Raw genomic sequence first — 15,851 nt, 5'->3', positions numbered from 1 at the left:
CACCTCCGCCGACTTGTACGTCGTGGACGCCGGGGCCACGCACGCGAACCAGTTCGCGGTGGGGTAGCCGTCGACCGAGCGGATCACCGCCTGGACGTTGTGCTGGGCCGAGTTGTCGGGGGCGCGGTCGGCGAGGTTCGTGCTGCCGTCCTTCCAGTGGCAGGCGACCTGCTTGTGGATCCTACGGCCCAGGTCAGGCGGGGGGCAGCCCCCAGAAACAGGGGCTGTCCACCGCCCGTCCGGGACCGGTGCGGACCCTCAGTCCTGGTACACCCGGTTCACCCCCGCGCCTCCCGACAGCCTGTCCGCTCCCGGGCCGCCGTGGAGGAGGTCGTCGCCGGTGTTGCCGTGGATCGTGTCGGCGCCGGGGCCGCCGTAGAGGCGGTCGTTGCCGCGGCCTCCCTCGATGGTGTCGTCGCCCTCGTTGCCGTAGACGATGTCGTTGCCGTCGTCGCCGTAGAGGGCGTTGCCGTAGTCGGGGTACTCCTCGTCCGAGGCGCTGAGGCCGCCGATGAGGAGGTCGTCGCCGGGGCCGCCGTGGCAGGTGTAGCCGCAGGCGGTGAGGGTGTCGTCACCGGCGCCGCCGAGCGCGCCGTCGCTGTAGACGCCGCCGCCTCCGGACAGGTGGTCGTCGCCGTCGTCGCCGTAGAGGACGTCGCTGCCGTGGCCGGTGAGGGTGTCGTCGCCCGGGCCGCCGTGGACGCGGGAGTAGCCGCTGTTGTCGGGGTCGACGCGCGCGGTGTCGTCGCCGTCGCCGAGATCGACGATCAGGGTGTCGAGGTCGGACGCCGAGGTGTTGGGTTCGGTGACCGTGCAGACGACCTTCGTGGTGTCCCGCGCGTCCGGGCGGACGCAGCCGGCGCCGGGTGCGATCGCCACGGTGTCGTCGAACGTGTAGATGTAGTCGGCCAGTTGGGAGTCCGGGTCGGTCGGGCCGAGCGCCCAGTCGATCGTGAGGTGGTTCGTCTGCCCGGCGGCCGCCGTGTAGAAGAGCTTCTGGCCGGTGGAGACCGCGGTGGCGCCCTGCGCGGTCGCGGCGCCGGCCGGGGGGACCGCGACCGCCGCGGACACGGCGACGGTCGCCGCGGCGAGCGCGAGCGCCCTCGGCAGGGCGGCGGTGGGACGACTGAACATGGTTCTCCCTCGGTGAGGCCCCGGATCGCTTGCGCTCGGATACGCGCGTCCCGGCACCCCGTTCGACCGGGGGAAGGGCGGGGCGGTTGTGACGCGGACCCCCCGAAACCGGCCTCTTCAGGGAGAGTTCACCTGCGATTGGCTTCCGTTTGGCGCGGACTCCTCCCGGTGTTGGCGGTCCGGGGACGCCTCCCTCCCCCGGCGCAGCGACGGTGCCAGGGTCAGCGTCACCGCGATCGACGCCGCCGCCATGACGGTCATCGCCGTTGCGGGCGAGGCGAGTTGGGCCACGCCTCCGGCGAGCGCCGCGCTCACGCCCTGCAGGGTGAGCATGCCCGCCGTGTGGAGGCCCAGGGCGTGACCGCTGAGGTCGTCGGGGATCAGGGCGACCAGTCGTTCCTGCTGGATCAGGCTCGACCCGAAGCCGACCGAGGCGACGGTCACGCAGGCGGCGGCCACCCCGATTCCCGGCCGGAGCACGAAGAGCAGGTACGGCGCGGCGAGGAGCAGCAGGAACGGGATGCCCAGGCGGGCCCGCACCCGGGGTGTCAGGAGGCGGCCGGTCGTCACGTCCCCGAGGAACATGCCGAACGCCGCGAAGGCGAACAGCACGCCGGCCCGGTTCGGCGCGTACGACACGTACAGCGACTCGCAGCCGACGACCAGGCCGTTGGGCACCCAGAGGAGGAGATAGAGGGTGCGGCGTTCCGGTGAGGAGAAGAGGCGGGCGTTCGTCCGCCAGGTCCGGGCGATCGACGGGCGGCCCGCGGCGCGAGGGGCCCGGGGTGTCAGGCCGAGGCGGGCGGTCAGGGCCGATGCCAGATAGAGCCCGGCGGCCAGGAGGAGCGTGACGCGCGGGGAGAGCAGCGCCACCAGGACGCCGCCGGTCGCGTATCCGGTGATCTGTGCGAGGCCGCTCATCATGTTGAAGACCGAACGCCCCAGCAGATAGCCCTCCTTGGCGAGGATCTCGTTCAGCAGCCCCCACTGGACGCCGCCGCCGAAGGACTGGATGAGGCCGAGGAGCAGCAGGAGGGCGAAGATCACCCGGACCGGGAGGCCGGGGATCGCCATGACGACCGTGCCGAGCCCGAAGAGGAACGCGATACCGGACACCGTCGCCCGGGGCGGCAGCCGGTCGGCGGCCGACAGCATGGTCGTCGCGCCGACCACCTGGGCCAGCGCGGGACCGAACATGCTGAGCGCGGTGAGCAGCGGGGACCGTGTGGCCCGGTACACCAGGGTGGCGAGGGCGAGGCCGCTCACGGTCGAGGCGGCGGTTCTGAGGCAGGCGGACAGGAACAGCGGGGTGAACTCCCGCGTGCGGAAGAGCTCGGAGTAGCTGCGCATGCGGGGAGTCTCCGGCCCGGACGGGACGCCCGATATTGTTTCGCGCACCCGCGAAACGTGCCGCCCGTCCCGGGTGGAGGAGCGGAGCACCGAGGAAGGGGCATCCGTATGGGCTGGTGGCAGGTCAACGCCGACACCCTCGCCGGAAGCCGCTTCGTGCTGTCGCCGCTCGCCGAGACGTTCGCCTGTCTGAAGCTGCTGCACGCGGGCGTCGCCACGCACCCCGGTGAACAGGCCTGGCTGGACGTCCACCTGCCCTCGTACCGCAGGCGGCTGGCCGCCGACCCCGTCACCGGGCGGCTCGTGCGCTCAGGGCTCGGGCGCGGCTGGATCGCCGACTTCCTCACCCCGACGCCCTACGGCGACGAGACCTTCGAGACCGAGATCGCCCGGGTGCGGGAGGCACCGGCCGAGGCGGCCCGCGCCCACCTCGTCCGCTCCACGGGCGGCCCGCTGCCCCCCGTACTCGCGGACCGCGACGACCTGCCCGAGCGCGCCGCCGCACTGCTCACCGCCCTCTGGGAGGAGTCCGTACGCCCCGACTGGGAGCGGCGGCGGCGCGTCCTGGAGGCCGATGTGGTCGCGCGGACCGCGCAGTTGGGCCAGGGCGGCTGGGCTGCGGCCCTGGACGGGCTGCGGCCGGGGACCCGCTGGCTCGGCGACAACCGCCTCCAGGTCAACCTGCAGGAGTACCCGCCGCGCGAGATCTCCGGCGCCCAGCTGGTCTTCGTGCCGGTCACACCGACGGCCGGGTGGGTGTCCTGGGAGGACACCCGGCGCTACGCCGTGGTCTACCCGTGCACCGGGGCCCTGGCCGACGTACGGACGGCGGCGGTTCCGGAGAGTCTCGGGGCCCTGCTGGGGAGCGCCCGCGCCCATGTCCTCGTCCTGCTCGACTCACCGCTCTCCACCAGCCAGCTCGTCGCCGTGACCGGGCAGCGGCTCGGATCGGTGGGCCGGCATCTGCGGGTGCTGCTGGACGCCCGGCTCGTACAGCGCCGGCGGGCGGGCCGGTCGGTGCTGTACTCGCGGACTGCCGCCGGCGAGGTGCTCGTCACGGCCCAGCGCGAGGGGCGGGAGGACGGGGCCGACGGTCCGGTCGTCCACCGGAGTTAGCATCCGCTTATGACTACTGACCACTCTGACTCTGTGCTCGACATCGAGATCGGCGCCCTCCAGGGGGGTTCCGCCGACCTGTCCCAGTACGCGGGCAAGGCCGTCCTCGTCGTGAACGTGGCCTCCAAGTGCGGGCTGACCCCGCAGTACGCGGGTCTGGAGCAGCTGCACGCGCGCTACGCCGAGCAGGGCTTCACCGTCCTCGGCGTGCCCTGCAACCAGTTCATGGGCCAGGAGCCCGGCAGCTCCGAGGAGATCGCCGAGTTCTGCTCCGCCACCTACGGTGTGACCTTCCCGATGACCGAGAAGGTCGAGGTGAACGGCGACGAGCGGCACGGCCTGTACGAGCGTCTGGTGGGCACGGCCGACGCCGAGGGGCACACCGGCGACATCCGCTGGAACTTCGAGAAGTTCCTGATCGGGCGGGACGGCACCGTCGTCGGCCGCTTCTCCCCGCAGACCGAGCCCGAGTCCGCCGAGCTGGTCTCCGCGGTCGAGAAGGCCATCGGCTGAACCCTTTCGTTGACCTTGCCCCTGGGGCAAGGGGCAGCGTCCTCGTCACCGGGCGGCCCTCGCCCGGTGACGGAGGATGACCGGGTGGACAAGGACCTGCTCACCATCGGCGCGTTCGCCTCGCGGGCGCGGCTGTCGGCCAAGGCGCTGCGCCTCTACGACCGCCTCGGGCTGCTGCCCCCGGCGTACGTCGACGAGGTCAGCGGCTACCGCTACTACCGCGCCGGGCAGACCGAACGGGCCCGGCTCGTCGCGCTGCTGCGCCAGCTGGACATGCCGCTGGCGCGCGTCGCGGAGGTGGTGGAGGCACGGGAGTCCGACGCGGCCGCGCTGCTCGCCGCGTACTGGGACGGCGCCGAGGCACGGTTCGCCTCGCAGCGGGCCCTCGCCGGGTACCTCCGTGGACGTCTTTCCGGGAGGAGTTCCGAGATGTACGAGAAGTTCGTCGTCGAGACCGCAGAGGTGCCCGAGCAGGTCGTGCTGAGCGAGACGCGGCACGTTCTCGCGCCCGAGCTGCCGGTGTGGATCCCCGGCTCGCTGGGCCGGCTGGAGCAGGGGGCCGGGGAGGCCGGCGGGATCACCGGGCCGCCCTTCGTCGTGTACCACGCGGAGGTGAGCGTGGAGAGCGACGGGCCCGCCGAGTCCTGCGTGCCCGTCGCCGACGAGACCGCCGCACGGGCCTGGGCGGAGCGGCACGGCCGGGCGACCGGGGCGCGGGTCCGGGTGGAGCCCGCGCGGCGCGTCGCCTTCGTCCGGATCACCAAGGCCCAGGTCGCCCACCCGCAGATCCTCGCCGCCTTCGAGGCCGTCGAGCACTGGGTCGCCGGGCAGGGGCTGTCCGTCGACGGCCCGTGCCGGGAGATCTACTTCGCCGACTGGGACGCGGCCGGCCCCGGGGACCCGGTGTGCGACGTGGCGTTCCCGGTGAGGTGACCGGCCGCCGGGTCGCCGGTCGGTGAGGCCGGGGACGGGCGAGGCAGGGGTCCGTGGAGCCGGGGCCCCTGCCGGAGACCCGTGGCGTCAGGGGCCGGCGGCGCTGCCCGGGCGGCGCGACGGGACGGAGGGGGCGCGCGGCCGGTGCGCCGCGCCCACCTTCGGGTGAAGCTGGGTCCACCATCGTGTGACGGAGCGGGCACGGCTCCCGGGAGCCGTGTACCAGTGGGAGTTTCGGTGATCTCGTCCCTCCCGGGAGTTCCTTGTGCCTTCTGTCGCTTCCTCGGTCCACGTCCCCTCCCAGGCACCGGGAGGCGGGGCGACCACGGAAGTCGAGGAGCGCCCGCTCTCGTGGGAGGGGTACGCGTACACCGCCCGGATCGCCCGGCGCGGCGCCCCGGTCACGGAGCCGCTCCTCGTGCTCGGCGGCTCGGACCAGACGCGCTACTCGTGGGTGCGTCACGAGCGGTGGCTCGGTGGGCTGGGGACCGTCGTCACGGTGGACCTGCCCGGCTTCGGGGACGCGGACTTCCTGCCCGCCGAGCACGGCATCGACTTCCTCGCCGAGTGCGCGGCACACATGCTGCGCGAGCTGCGGCTCGGCCCGGTGAACCTGTACGCCGGCTGCTACGGCGGGGCGGTCGGCCTGCGGCTGGCCCAGCGCCACCCGGAACACCTGCGGCGGATCGCCGTGCAGGGCATGTCCGACCACGTCCCGGGCTGGTTCGCGAGGGCGCTCGTGGGCTGGGTGCGGATGCTGGAGGAGGGGCGCGTCGAGGAGACCGCGGAGGAGTTCGTCCGGTGCTTCGTGCCGCCGCCGGGCGACCTCACCGTGCGCAAGCACACGGCGCTGGCGCGCCTGATGTACCAGCAGTTCGCGGCGCAGACCCCGCGCGACGTGGCGGTGACGGTCGAGCGGAACCGGCGGCTGCTGGCCCACGAGTGGTACCGGCGGGCGCCCGTGCCCGCCGTGCCGTACCTCGCGTTCACCGGCGAGCACGACACGCTCACGACGCCCGACATGGTCCGCGCGGTGGCGGCGGACCTGCCGGGCGCACGCTTCACGACGATCGCGGAGTGCGGGCACCTGGCCCACCTCCAGCGGCCGCAGGACTTCTGCGACCTGCTCGTCCGGTTCTTCCGCGACGAGCCGCTGGAGGACGCGGGCCTGACGTACTGCGGCCCCTTCGAGCGGAACTGACGGCCGGCCCTCCGGCGGATCTAGCGCAGCTCCTCCGGGCACGGGGTGCCCCGGGGGAGCTGGTACGGCGCCGCGAGCCGGTAGGTGCCGGGCTTCGGGGCCAGCAGCTCCGTCCACTTGTCGCCCGCCGCGGTCTCCTCCGTCGGCATCAGACAGCCGTTGAGGTTGTCGTACGTCTTCGCGGTGCCCTCCGCGCGCTCCTTCGACGCCTTCGTCTCCTGCGGCGGCTTCAGGCTCTTGCCGTCCGCGTCGACGATGCTCAGCCACGGCGAGTACGGGATGCGGATGAGGATGCGGCCCGCCTTCTTCACCTCGATGGTCAGCTCGCCCTGCTCGGCCCGGTCGACGACGGCGTGCGGCTCGGCGAGCGGGGCCGGGTCGGTGACGGTGAACAGCTGCCAGTTGGCGTCGCCCCACACCTGACGGAGGTAGGGCATGCCGCGCTGCACCAGCTGGCGCTCGCGTTCGCCGCCGTCGCCGTCCGGTTCGCCCTTGGGCAGCACGACGTAGTGGACGGCCCAGCGCTGCAGCCACTCGTGGTAGTTCGCCGAGTTGAGCGTGTCGTCGTAGAAGAGCGGGTTGCGCTCCATGTCGGCCTGACGGTTCCAGCCGCGGGCCAGGTTCACGTACGGGGCGAGGGCGGACGCCTCGCGGTGCGAGCGGGCCGGGACCACCTCGACGCGGCCCTTCTCGGCGTTCACCACCTGGAGCTGGTTGACCAGCGGAGCCAGCTCACGCGCCCAGGAGGCCGCCGGGGTGGTGTGCACGACGTCGTCCACCGACTTGATGCCGACCCACGCGTTGAAGCCGACGAACGCGATGACGATGGCGTACCACTTGCGCGACTTCGGGACGGCGAAGGGCAGCGCCGCGATCAGCGCGACACCGCCGAACAGCATCGACAGACGCGTGATGTTCGACCCGATCTGCGAGCTGATCAGCCAGACGAGGAGCACCGCGAGGCCGGACACCGCCGACGTGATCCGGACCGTCTTCCACTCCTTGGGGACCAGGAAGAAGACCAGGACCGCGTACAGGAACGGCAGGATGACCGACCAGACGGCCATCGGCTGGGTGCCGGAGAAGGGGAACAGCCACGCCGAGACGGCGACGACGATCGCGGGGGCGATCCCGAGGGCGTAGGCGCCCGGGCGGCGCTTCTGGAGGAACAGGGCGACCGCGATCAGGCCCACGAACAGTCCGGCCACCGGCGAGGCGGCCGTCGCGAGCGCGGCGAGCGGCGCCGCGCACAGCGCCTTCGCCCAGCGCTTGTAGCGCCAGCGATAGGGCCAGCAGAAGACGACGGCGACGGCGGCGAGCGCGAAGACCGTGCCGAGGCCGTACGTCACCCGGCCCGAAGCGGCGTTGCAGAGCAGCGCGAAGACACCGGCGAGCGCCGGGACCGTCGGGTTCCGGACCACGCGGCTGCGGATCAGGATCATCGTCAGCAGCCCGGCCGAGAGGGTCCCGGCGATCATCATCGTCGTCCGGACGCCGAGCACCGACATCAGGTACGGCGACACCACGCTGTACGACACCGGGTGCATCCCGCCGTACCAGGCGAGGTTGTACGCCGAGTCCGGGTGCCGGCCGACGAACTCCGCCCACGCGTCCTGTGCCGCCAGGTCACCGCCACTGTTCGCGAACGTGAAGAACCACACGACGTGCAGCACGCCGGCGAGGACCGTGGAGAGCAGGACGGGATGGCGGCGGAAGAGGTTGGGCCGAGCGGTGCCGGACGGCGCTACCCCTGCGGCGGCGCCGGGCTGCGCGGGGTCGTCCGCGCCGTCGAGCGGCTCGGGGGCACGGCCGCGCAGAGGTATTCGCGGGTCCGTTCCAGGGCCCGGATCGGCGTCGTCGGCGTGGGTCGGCTCCGCTGTCGCCACTGCAAGGTTCTCCCCGTGTCCCGTTGTCCGTTCTGGGCCGGGACCCGCGGCTCGCGAGCAGCCCCGATTGTCGCGACGCTAGCACGCACTCCGTCGGACAGCGCCCGGGTGGGGCGCTGTCCGAGGGACCGCGGCGCGGGTGCCGCTCCCCGGCGTATGTCACCGATACGTCCGTGGATACGTCGTCGGCGACCCTTGTCCGCTCAGCCCACGCGGGTCAGCTTCGCACCGAGACCGGGCTCGGCGAGGTCCGACCCCAGCGCGACGGGAATCTTGACGGAGCGGCTCGATCCGTCGCCGACCGTCAGCTGACCGACGATCGTGCCGGCCTTGCCGGTGTGCGGGACCGCGGTGTCGCCCGCGCCGATCGACAGGTGGGTCTTGAGACCGGGCCAGCCGACCGCCGTCATGTTCTTCGTGGCGACGACCGGGGTCCGGCCGTCGAGCTGGTCGTCCACGTAGCCGACGACCTGGCCCTTCTTCACCACGGTGGCGGTGGTCAGGCTCTTCTGGACCTTGTCGATCAGCTTCTGGCTGTTGGCGAGCGCCAGGTGCAGGCTGTCCCAGACCTTGCCGGTGCCGGCGTTCTGGTTCATCACCGCGCCGTAGATCGTCTGCGTCTTGCCGTTGATGTTCTTCGTCGCGGCCCACACCAGGTTGCCGCCGGCCGGCGTCGAGGAGCCGGTCTTCAGGCCGATCACGCCGACCTGCTGCACCAGCAGGTCGTTGTTGTTGTAGATCGTGTTGTCCAGCCCGGGGATGTCCGCCTTGGCCATCCCGACGACGCTGCGGAACACGTCGTTCTGCATGACCTTCCTGGCCAGCTTGATCTGGTCGACGGCCGTGCTGACCGTGGTCTTCTGCAGGCCGCTCGGGTCCGTGTACGTCGAGTTCTTCATGCCGAGGTCCTCGGCCGCGGCGTTCATCTTGGCGACGAAGCTCTTGCTGTCGGAGTCCCAGCGGGCCAGCAGCCGCGCCACGTTGTTGCCGGAGGGGATCATCAGCATCTGGAGCATCTGGCGCTCGGTGAACTGCTGGCCCTTCGACATCGCGGCCGTCGACTCGTCGGGCAGCTTCGACTCGTCCTCCGCCTGCTGGTCGACGGTGATCTTCTCGCCGTCCTCGTTCCCCTTCAGCGGGTGCTCCTGGAGGATCACGTACGCCGTCATGATCTTGGCGACGCTCGCCACGGGAGCGGGGGTCTGCTTGCCGTCGGTGCCGAGGCTGCCGACGCCGTCGACCTCGATCGCGGACTGGCCCTGGCCGGGCCAGGGCAGGTCGAGGGTGCCGCCGTCGAAGGTGTACGTCTCGTCGGCGGTGAGCGCGAGGCCCGGCGTCGGCAGCGGACGGAAGGCCTGTGCGACCGCAAAGATCACCACGAGCAGCAGGACCAGTGGCGTCCAGATCTTGACCCGCCGCACGATCGTGCGGACCGGCGTCTGCGGGGGCGGCGGGGTGTTGGTCAGCTCGGCGAGCAGGTCCAGCGGGGGCTTCGGCGGAAGCGGCTGCTGGGTGGTGCGCTCGGGGCCGACCTGCGGGACGACCGCGGTGGCCGAGGCCGGCTTGTCGGCACCCGCCGGGGCGGCCGGCGGCTTCGGGCGCGCCGGGGCGGCGGCCTCATCGAGCGACTTGAGGGCGACGAACCGGCTGGTGCGCTCGGCGGCGCCGACGGGCTTGGCCGCCGGTTCCTCTGCGGGCTTGTCGGCGGCGGCCTTCTCGTCGGCCTTCCTGGCGGCCGGGCGCCGGGCGGCGTCGCCCAGCTTGAGCATCGTCGTGGGCTGGTCCACGGCCGGCCGCGGCGCCTTGAAGACGGCGGTCGGCTGGTCGACGCGTGACTCGTCGGCGGGGGCCGCGTCGACGGGGGGCTGCGGGGCGGTGTCGCCGTCGTGGGTGGCGTCACCGGCCGCGTCCGTGCCCGGGGCCGCGTCGGCGGTGCCGGGGGCGGCCACAGGGGCGTCCTCGGGCGTGTCCTCGGGCGCGGGGGCCGCATCCCGTACGGACGCGGCCCCGGAGCCGTCCTCGGGCTCGGCGTCCACGGATGCGGGCTTCGCGTCCTCGGCGTCCGCGGATGCGGGCTTCGCGTCCTCGGGTTCGGCGTCGGAGACGGCGGACCCGGGTTCGGCGTCCGCGGGCTCGGACGGTGCGGAGGCGGGTGCCGTGTCCGGGGTGGCGGCCTTCACGCGCTCGGCGTCGGTGCCGGGCTCGGGCTCGTCCGTGCCGGACGTCTCGCCGGTGGCGGTGTCCGGCTCCGGGTCCGTGCGCTGCTCGTCGGGGGCGGGTACGGCGTCGGCCGTCGTGTCGGTCGTGGCGTCCGGCTCGGACACCGCGCCGGACGCGCCGGACGGGCCGGAGACCTTCCCGGAGCCGGCCTCGGCCGCGGTCTCGGCGCTGTCGGCGCCCTCCGCGGCCGCGGAGTCCTCGGCGTCGGCCTCGGGCTCGTCGGCCGCCGTGGCGGCGTCGGAGCGGTCCGTACGGTCCGCCACGGCGGTGCCGCCCGCGCCACCGTCACCGGCCCCGGACGCGCCCGGGGAAGCCGGGGCGTCGCCCGACCCCGAGACCCACGCGGCGACCGCGGCACGCAGCCGGGTGTCGCCCTCGGCGGCGTCCGTACCCGTCGCGGACTCCGCGACCGGCTCGGACCCGGCGGTGCGCGAGGCATCCATGGCGGTGGCCGCGGACTCCACCGTGGCCGATGCCGTCGGCTCCGTCGCACGGACGGTGTCCGCCGACAGGGCCTTCGTGGAGAAGACCGCGGTCGCCTGATCCACCCGGACCGTGGCGGCCCGTTCGCGGGCCATCGCCATGCGCGGATCGGCCGGAGCCGCGCCCTGTGCCGACGACGATGCCGTGGCCCCCGGCGACGCCGGGGACGCCGTCGACGACGGACCGCCCGACCGCCCCGGACCCGGAACCGGCGCCGGGGTCACCGGCGTCGCTTCTGCCGACGACGCCGACGACTCGTTCTGCTTCGACCTGTCGGGGGACTCGCCCGCCACCGATGCCTCCTCCATGTGACGCACGCCCTCCGCGCGCCGAACCGAACCGTCAAACCCTTTACCCGCGGCCCGGACATCGCTGTCCGAACCATGTACCAGTGTCCTGTGTGAGGGATTGACCCCTGCGGTAGACGAGAACGACATACTTACTGGTTCCACTACATTCCGGTCACGCACCCTCGACAGACCAATGTGAGAGGGGTCACCCTGTCATTCATCCACGCGGGGAGGCATGGATGGGCAGGAGCCGCAGAACAATTCCGGAGGAGCTTCTGTTGCTGGCGTTGGACCCGACCACGGGTACCACCGCGCAGCCGCAGTCGCTCGACCTCGGTCTGGCCGGAGCGCAGCTAGTGGAGCTGGCGCTGGCCGGACGGATAGCCCCAGACGGGGATCGTATCGCCGTGGTCGTGCCACGGCCGACTGGAGATCCAACACTGGACTGTGCGTTGGAACTGCTTCGCCGACGCGGAGCACCCGTACGCGCGGTCAACTGGATTGGCGGGCCCCGGCTGGGGTTGCGCCAGACCTATCTCTCGCATCTGGAGAGGTGCGGCATGGTCCATGCCGTGGCCGGCCAGATGTGCGGGGTGCTTCCGACGACTCGCTATCAAGCGACGGACACGGAAATCAGCCGGGAGATCAGGGGCCGGCTGGACAACGCGATCCGCACCGGCGTCCCGCCGGACCCGCGGACCGCGGCGCTCGCCGCGCTGGCCCATGCGGTCGGACTCGGCAAGCACCTGTATCCGGGTAACGAGGGACGTTCGTCCCGCTCCCGGCTGCGGGACCTGATCAGGCACGACCCCATGGGCGGACTCGTGGCACACGCCGTGATGGACGTTCAGAACGGTGTGGCCGCACAGCCACGCCGCAGCCCGGCACCGGCAGGCCGTCCGGCCACCGCCGGAGTCAGGTCCGCACCGGAGACCGCGCGCGGTGTTCCGATGCAACCGCGTCACGGGTCGATGGCGCGCGCCGTGGTCCACTGAGCCGCAGTCCCACGGCAGACCGCACGACTCGCACCACCCGCAGTACCAGCACCGCCGCAGGACATCAGCGCCGCACCGCAGTCCCCATGATCCGGTTCGGGAGCCGCTGGCTCGCGCGGGGCGACAGGACCGTACGTCCGGACGACGACACGGTTCCGCCGCCCCGCGCGGCCGCATTCCACGGCGGGTCCGGCGGTCGGCTCCGGGGTCCGTGACCGGCCACCGGACCGGGGCGTCGCCACCGGCGGTCACGTCCAAGGGCCCGCGCGTGGACGCGGATACCCGCCGAAACCCCGAATGTGCGCGTACCCAGCGCATATCCGCTGTTTCCCAGCGGTAGAAAGCACCTTGGTGGCAATCTGCTCAACAGCAGATACGCAAAGTAGAGCCCCGCAGCCGGAGGTGCACGTCCCGTGGCGTCAAGTGTCAATCCCACCGTCCGGCGACGCCGGCTGGGCCAGGAGCTGCGCCGGCTCCGCGAGCTCAAGGGCATGACGGCCGAAGAGGTCGCCGAGCGACTGCTGGTCTCGCAGTCGAAGATCAGCCGCCTGGAGAACGGGCGACGCAGCATCAGCCAGCGGGACGTCCGCGATCTGTGCGGGGTCTACGAGGTCGAGGACCACCGGATCGTCGACTCGCTGATGCAGATGGCCAAGGACTCGCGCCAGCAGGGCTGGTGGCACTCCTTCGGCGACATCCCGTACAGCGTCTACATCGGTCTGGAGACCGACGCGGCGAGTCTGCGCGTGTACGACCCCCAGGTCGTCCCGGGTCTGCTCCAGACCCGGCCCTACGCCGAGGCCCTGATCGCGGGAGCCCTGCCGGAGACCGCGGCCGCCGACATCGACAAGCGCGTCCAGGTCCGCCTCAAGAGGCAGGAACGAATCTCCGCCCCGGACAACCCGCTGCGCCTGTGGACCGTGCTGGACGAGGCCGCCCTGCGCCGTGCCGTCGGCAACCGCTCCCTCATGCGCGAGCAGCTGGAGTACCTCGTCGAGCAGTCCCAACTGCCGCACGTCACCGTGCAGGTGATCCCCTTCGAGATGGGTGCCCACCCGGGCCTCAACGGCCAGTACGCGATCCTGGAGTTCCCCGACGCGGCGGACTCCAGCGTCGTCTACATCGAGGGCGTGACGAGCGACCTGTACCTGGAGAAGGCGAACGACGTCCAGAAGTACAGCGTGATGTACGAGCACCTGCGGGCCCAGGCCCTGAACGTGGAGCAGTCGCGTCAGTTCATCGCGGACCTCGCGAAGGACTACGCGCGCTGAGGCGTGCCGGGACGAACCGGGGCGGGCCGAAGGGGACGTGTGAAGGCCCTTCGCGGAAAAGGTGCCGGACCCTACACCTTCGGCACCTCAACATGGAAGACCCCACTGGAATATGCCATCCAGTCGAGTGAATAGTCGCTTCGCCAGCCGATGTTGGCGAGTAGCGTCGATCACGCCACCGAATGAACAACGTTGGCGCAAACCGAGCTGCGGATTCCGTAGCGGATCCGCAGCCCGGTGACAGCGCGTCGATGGCGTCGAAGGCGGCAACTCACCGAAGAACGACTGCTTTCTGGAGCGATCATGGCAATTCAGCAGGGTGCCACCGACATGTGGACCAAGTCTTCCTACTCCACCGGCAACGGCGCCTGCGTCGAGGTCAAGTCCCCGGTTCTCACGGCGATGGCCGTGCGCGACTCCAAGGTTCCCGCCGGCCCCACGCTGGCCTTTCCCGCGGACGCGTGGAACACCTTCGTGGCCGAGGTCGGCCGAGGAGCTTCCGACCTCGTCTGACCCCACATGACCCGACACAACTTCATACGTTCCACCGACAGAGCCCTCTCGACCGGCCCGCCGTCCTGGCCGAGGGGGCCCTTCTCTTTCCTTTTCGGCTCGGTTCGCCCCAGGGCGCCGTCTGTTCAGCGGAGCTCGTTCACAAAGCGGTCCGTTCCTGGGACCGTGGGAATGAACGGGGCGAGCAACTCGACCCTTCCCAGGCCGGATTCGGCCACCGCCTCGTCCAGGCCGGTGAAGTGCTCCTCCCAGCAGTCCCGGGGGTCCGCCTCCAGGAACCACAGCAGGGTGAGCCGGGTGTCCACGCCCTCCACCTGCTTCACGTACGTCATCCGGTCGCCGGGGAGCGGGGTCGGCCGGAAGACGGTCACCAGGGCGGCGGGCGAGCCGGCCAGTCGCTTCGGCAGGTGCCGGGAGCGCAGCCACTCCAGCATTTCGGCGCGCTGTTCGGCGGACTCGGCGTCGACGACCTCCAGCACGAGCCCCGCGTAGGGGTGGTCGAGGGCGTGGAAGTCCCGGGGGCCCGCGGCTCCGTCCCGGTAGACGGTGGCCTCGTGGTCCTGGAAGGCCGTGAAGACGTGCGTACGGTCCTGGTAGACGCGGCCGTCCCGGTTCAGCCGCCGGTTGATGCCGACGGTCCACTTCATGTGGTCGTCGTAGCGGCCGTCGGTGACCCAGTACGTGGACAGGTAGCAGCCGGCGGTGACCGGCTGCGCGACCGCCGACTTCTCGGGGCCGCGCAGCAGTTGGAGCTCACGGGTCGCCACCCAGCGGCGGCCGGCGTACATCCAGGGCATGGCCATCGCACCCGCGTAGTAGTGGTCGTCCTCGTACCAGCGGTTGTAGGCGTACTCGTGGCCCGGGTGCGGTTCGACCAGGGTGATCAGGGCGTGGCCCGGGCGGACGCCGTACGGGCCGAGGGCGGCCAGTTCCGCGTAGGTGTCACTGCGGGTCTCCTCCGACATGACGGTCCCCTTCCTCGGCGGAGCGTGCGCGGGGCTTCCTTCCTCCGCCGGACGCCCATACTCTGACGCTCCGTCAGACAATTTGCCAGAGTCGGGGAGGCCCCGGATGTCACTGCTGACCGGCAGGACCGTCGTGGTGTCGGGCGTCGGAGCGGGACTCGGCCACCAGGTCGCGGCGGCCGTGGTGCGCGACGGCGGGAACGCGGTGCTCGGCGCGCGCACGGAGGCGAACCTGGCGAAGTCCGCGGCCGAACTCGACCCGGAGGGCGCGCACACGGCGTACCGGGCGACGGACATCACCGACGAGGGGCAGTGCGAGGCGCTGGCCGCACTCGCGGTGGAGCGGTTCGGCAGGATCGACGCGGTCGTCCATGTCGCGGCCTGGGACAGCTACTTCGGCGGCCTGGAGGACGCGGACTTCGCGACCTGGCAGTCGGTCATCGACGTGAACCTGCTCGGCACGCTGCGGATGACCCGCGCCTGCCTGCCCGCGCTGAAGGAGCGCGGCGGTTCGGTGGTCGTCATCGGCACGCAGTCGTCCGTCGCCGCGCCCAGCCAGGTGCGGCAGGCGGCGTACGCGGCCTCCAAGGGCGCGCTGACGAGTGCGATGTACTCCATGGCCCGGGAGCTCGGCCCGCACCGGATCCGGGTCAACACCGTGCTGCCCGGCTGGATGTGGGGCCCGCCCGTCGAGGCGTACGTACAGTTCACGGCCTACACGGAGCAGGTCCCCGAGGCGGACGTGCTGCGCCGCCTCACCGAACGAATGGCGCTGCCGGAGCTGGCCACGGACGGGGACGTCGCGGACGCCGCGGTGTTCCTGGCGTGCGACCGGGCGCGGGCGATCACGGGGCAGTCGCTGCTCGTGAACGCCGGCGAACTGATGCGGTAGGCAGTACGGCCCGAGTGGCCCCCTCTCCCAGGCGCGCACGGGACCCGCATCCCGTACGGCTGTCGACGCGTCGTTGCTCTGTGGGTCTG

At 72.1% G+C, this 15,851-nt stretch carries 14 protein-coding genes; 9 read left to right on the top strand and 5 right to left on the bottom strand.

The window, feature by feature from the left end:
• Positions 1-258: 258 nt before the first annotated feature.
• Both ACIRQH_RS14540 and ACIRQH_RS14535 read right to left on the bottom strand, forming a co-directional pair.
• Entirely contained in the window at positions 259-1,134 is an 876-nt protein-coding gene (locus tag ACIRQH_RS14540; protein WP_388930702.1) for a calcium-binding protein, read from the bottom strand.
• A gap of 117 nt (positions 1,135-1,251) precedes the next feature.
• Positions 1,252-2,484, bottom strand: coding sequence for an MFS transporter (locus ACIRQH_RS14535; protein WP_404225951.1), 1,233 nt, complete (start codon positions 2,482-2,484; stop codon positions 1,252-1,254).
• 108 nt (positions 2,485-2,592) lie between these two features.
• Here ACIRQH_RS14535 and ACIRQH_RS14530 point away from each other — a divergent pair, with 108 nt between their 5' ends.
• The 4 genes from ACIRQH_RS14530 to ACIRQH_RS14515 all read left to right on the top strand — a co-directional run bounded on the left by ACIRQH_RS14530 (position 2,593) and on the right by ACIRQH_RS14515 (position 6,247).
• Positions 2,593-3,600 (top strand): winged helix-turn-helix domain-containing protein, encoded by a 1,008-nt coding sequence (locus tag ACIRQH_RS14530; RefSeq protein WP_358818007.1) that lies wholly within the window; start codon positions 2,593-2,595, stop codon positions 3,598-3,600.
• A 9-nt stretch (positions 3,601-3,609) separates the two neighbouring features.
• Positions 3,610-4,113, top strand: coding sequence for a glutathione peroxidase (locus ACIRQH_RS14525; RefSeq protein WP_358818006.1), 504 nt, complete (start codon positions 3,610-3,612; stop codon positions 4,111-4,113).
• A gap of 66 nt (positions 4,114-4,179) precedes the next feature.
• Positions 4,180-5,046: a MerR family transcriptional regulator gene (locus tag ACIRQH_RS14520; RefSeq protein ID WP_358818005.1), complete on the top strand. Its 867-nt coding sequence runs from the start codon at positions 4,180-4,182 to the stop codon at positions 5,044-5,046.
• Positions 5,047-5,311: 265 nt separating this feature from the next.
• On the top strand, positions 5,312-6,247 hold the full coding sequence (locus ACIRQH_RS14515; protein WP_358818004.1) for an alpha/beta hydrolase: 936 nt from the start codon (positions 5,312-5,314) through the stop codon (positions 6,245-6,247).
• A gap of 20 nt (positions 6,248-6,267) precedes the next feature.
• On the opposite strand, the gene ACIRQH_RS14510 is transcribed toward ACIRQH_RS14515, so the two are convergent.
• Both ACIRQH_RS14510 and ACIRQH_RS14505 read right to left on the bottom strand, forming a co-directional pair.
• On the bottom strand, positions 6,268-8,133 hold the full coding sequence (locus ACIRQH_RS14510) for an MFS transporter (RefSeq protein ID WP_388872526.1): 1,866 nt from the start codon (positions 8,131-8,133) through the stop codon (positions 6,268-6,270).
• A gap of 203 nt (positions 8,134-8,336) precedes the next feature.
• Complete coding sequence (locus tag ACIRQH_RS14505) at positions 8,337-10,937, bottom strand: D-alanyl-D-alanine carboxypeptidase (protein WP_404225947.1); 2,601 nt, start codon at positions 10,935-10,937, stop codon at positions 8,337-8,339.
• Between ACIRQH_RS14505 and ACIRQH_RS14500 the strand changes: the two genes are divergently transcribed.
• From ACIRQH_RS14500 to ACIRQH_RS14485, 4 genes are all read left to right on the top strand, one after another.
• Positions 10,936-11,148 (top strand): hypothetical protein, encoded by a 213-nt coding sequence (locus tag ACIRQH_RS14500; protein ID WP_388930695.1) that lies wholly within the window; start codon positions 10,936-10,938, stop codon positions 11,146-11,148. The two genes, ACIRQH_RS14505 and ACIRQH_RS14500, sit on opposite strands and share 2 nt — an antisense overlap.
• Before the next feature lie 217 nt (positions 11,149-11,365).
• The gene (locus tag ACIRQH_RS14495; RefSeq protein WP_358818000.1) at positions 11,366-12,121 is read left to right on the top strand and encodes a GPP34 family phosphoprotein; all 756 of its coding nucleotides are present in this window, start codon (positions 11,366-11,368) and stop codon (positions 12,119-12,121) included.
• Between the two features lie 413 nt (positions 12,122-12,534).
• The gene (locus tag ACIRQH_RS14490) at positions 12,535-13,392 is read left to right on the top strand and encodes a helix-turn-helix transcriptional regulator (RefSeq protein WP_355883467.1); all 858 of its coding nucleotides are present in this window, start codon (positions 12,535-12,537) and stop codon (positions 13,390-13,392) included.
• A 303-nt stretch (positions 13,393-13,695) separates the two neighbouring features.
• Positions 13,696-13,905 carry a DUF397 domain-containing protein gene (locus ACIRQH_RS14485; protein ID WP_358817999.1) on the top strand — a complete coding sequence of 70 codons (210 nt, stop codon included), beginning with the start codon at positions 13,696-13,698 and terminating at the stop codon, positions 13,903-13,905.
• 125 nt (positions 13,906-14,030) lie between these two features.
• Here ACIRQH_RS14485 and ACIRQH_RS14480 read toward each other — a convergent pair whose 3' ends face one another.
• Positions 14,031-14,870, bottom strand: a complete 840-nt coding sequence (locus ACIRQH_RS14480) for a hypothetical protein (RefSeq protein ID WP_404225944.1) — start codon at positions 14,868-14,870, stop codon at positions 14,031-14,033.
• A 106-nt stretch (positions 14,871-14,976) separates the two neighbouring features.
• On the opposite strand from ACIRQH_RS14480, the gene ACIRQH_RS14475 reads away from it, so the two are divergent.
• Positions 14,977-15,762, top strand: a complete 786-nt coding sequence (locus ACIRQH_RS14475) for an SDR family oxidoreductase (protein WP_355883460.1) — start codon at positions 14,977-14,979, stop codon at positions 15,760-15,762.
• The last annotated feature ends 89 nt before the right edge of the window (positions 15,763-15,851 follow it).

Source organism: Streptomyces sp. NPDC102279, assembly GCF_044766365.1.
GTDB lineage: Bacteria > Actinomycetota > Actinomycetes > Streptomycetales > Streptomycetaceae > Streptomyces.
Note: the sequence above shows the minus strand (reverse complement) of the source record. Positions and strands in the feature narration are given on the sequence as shown.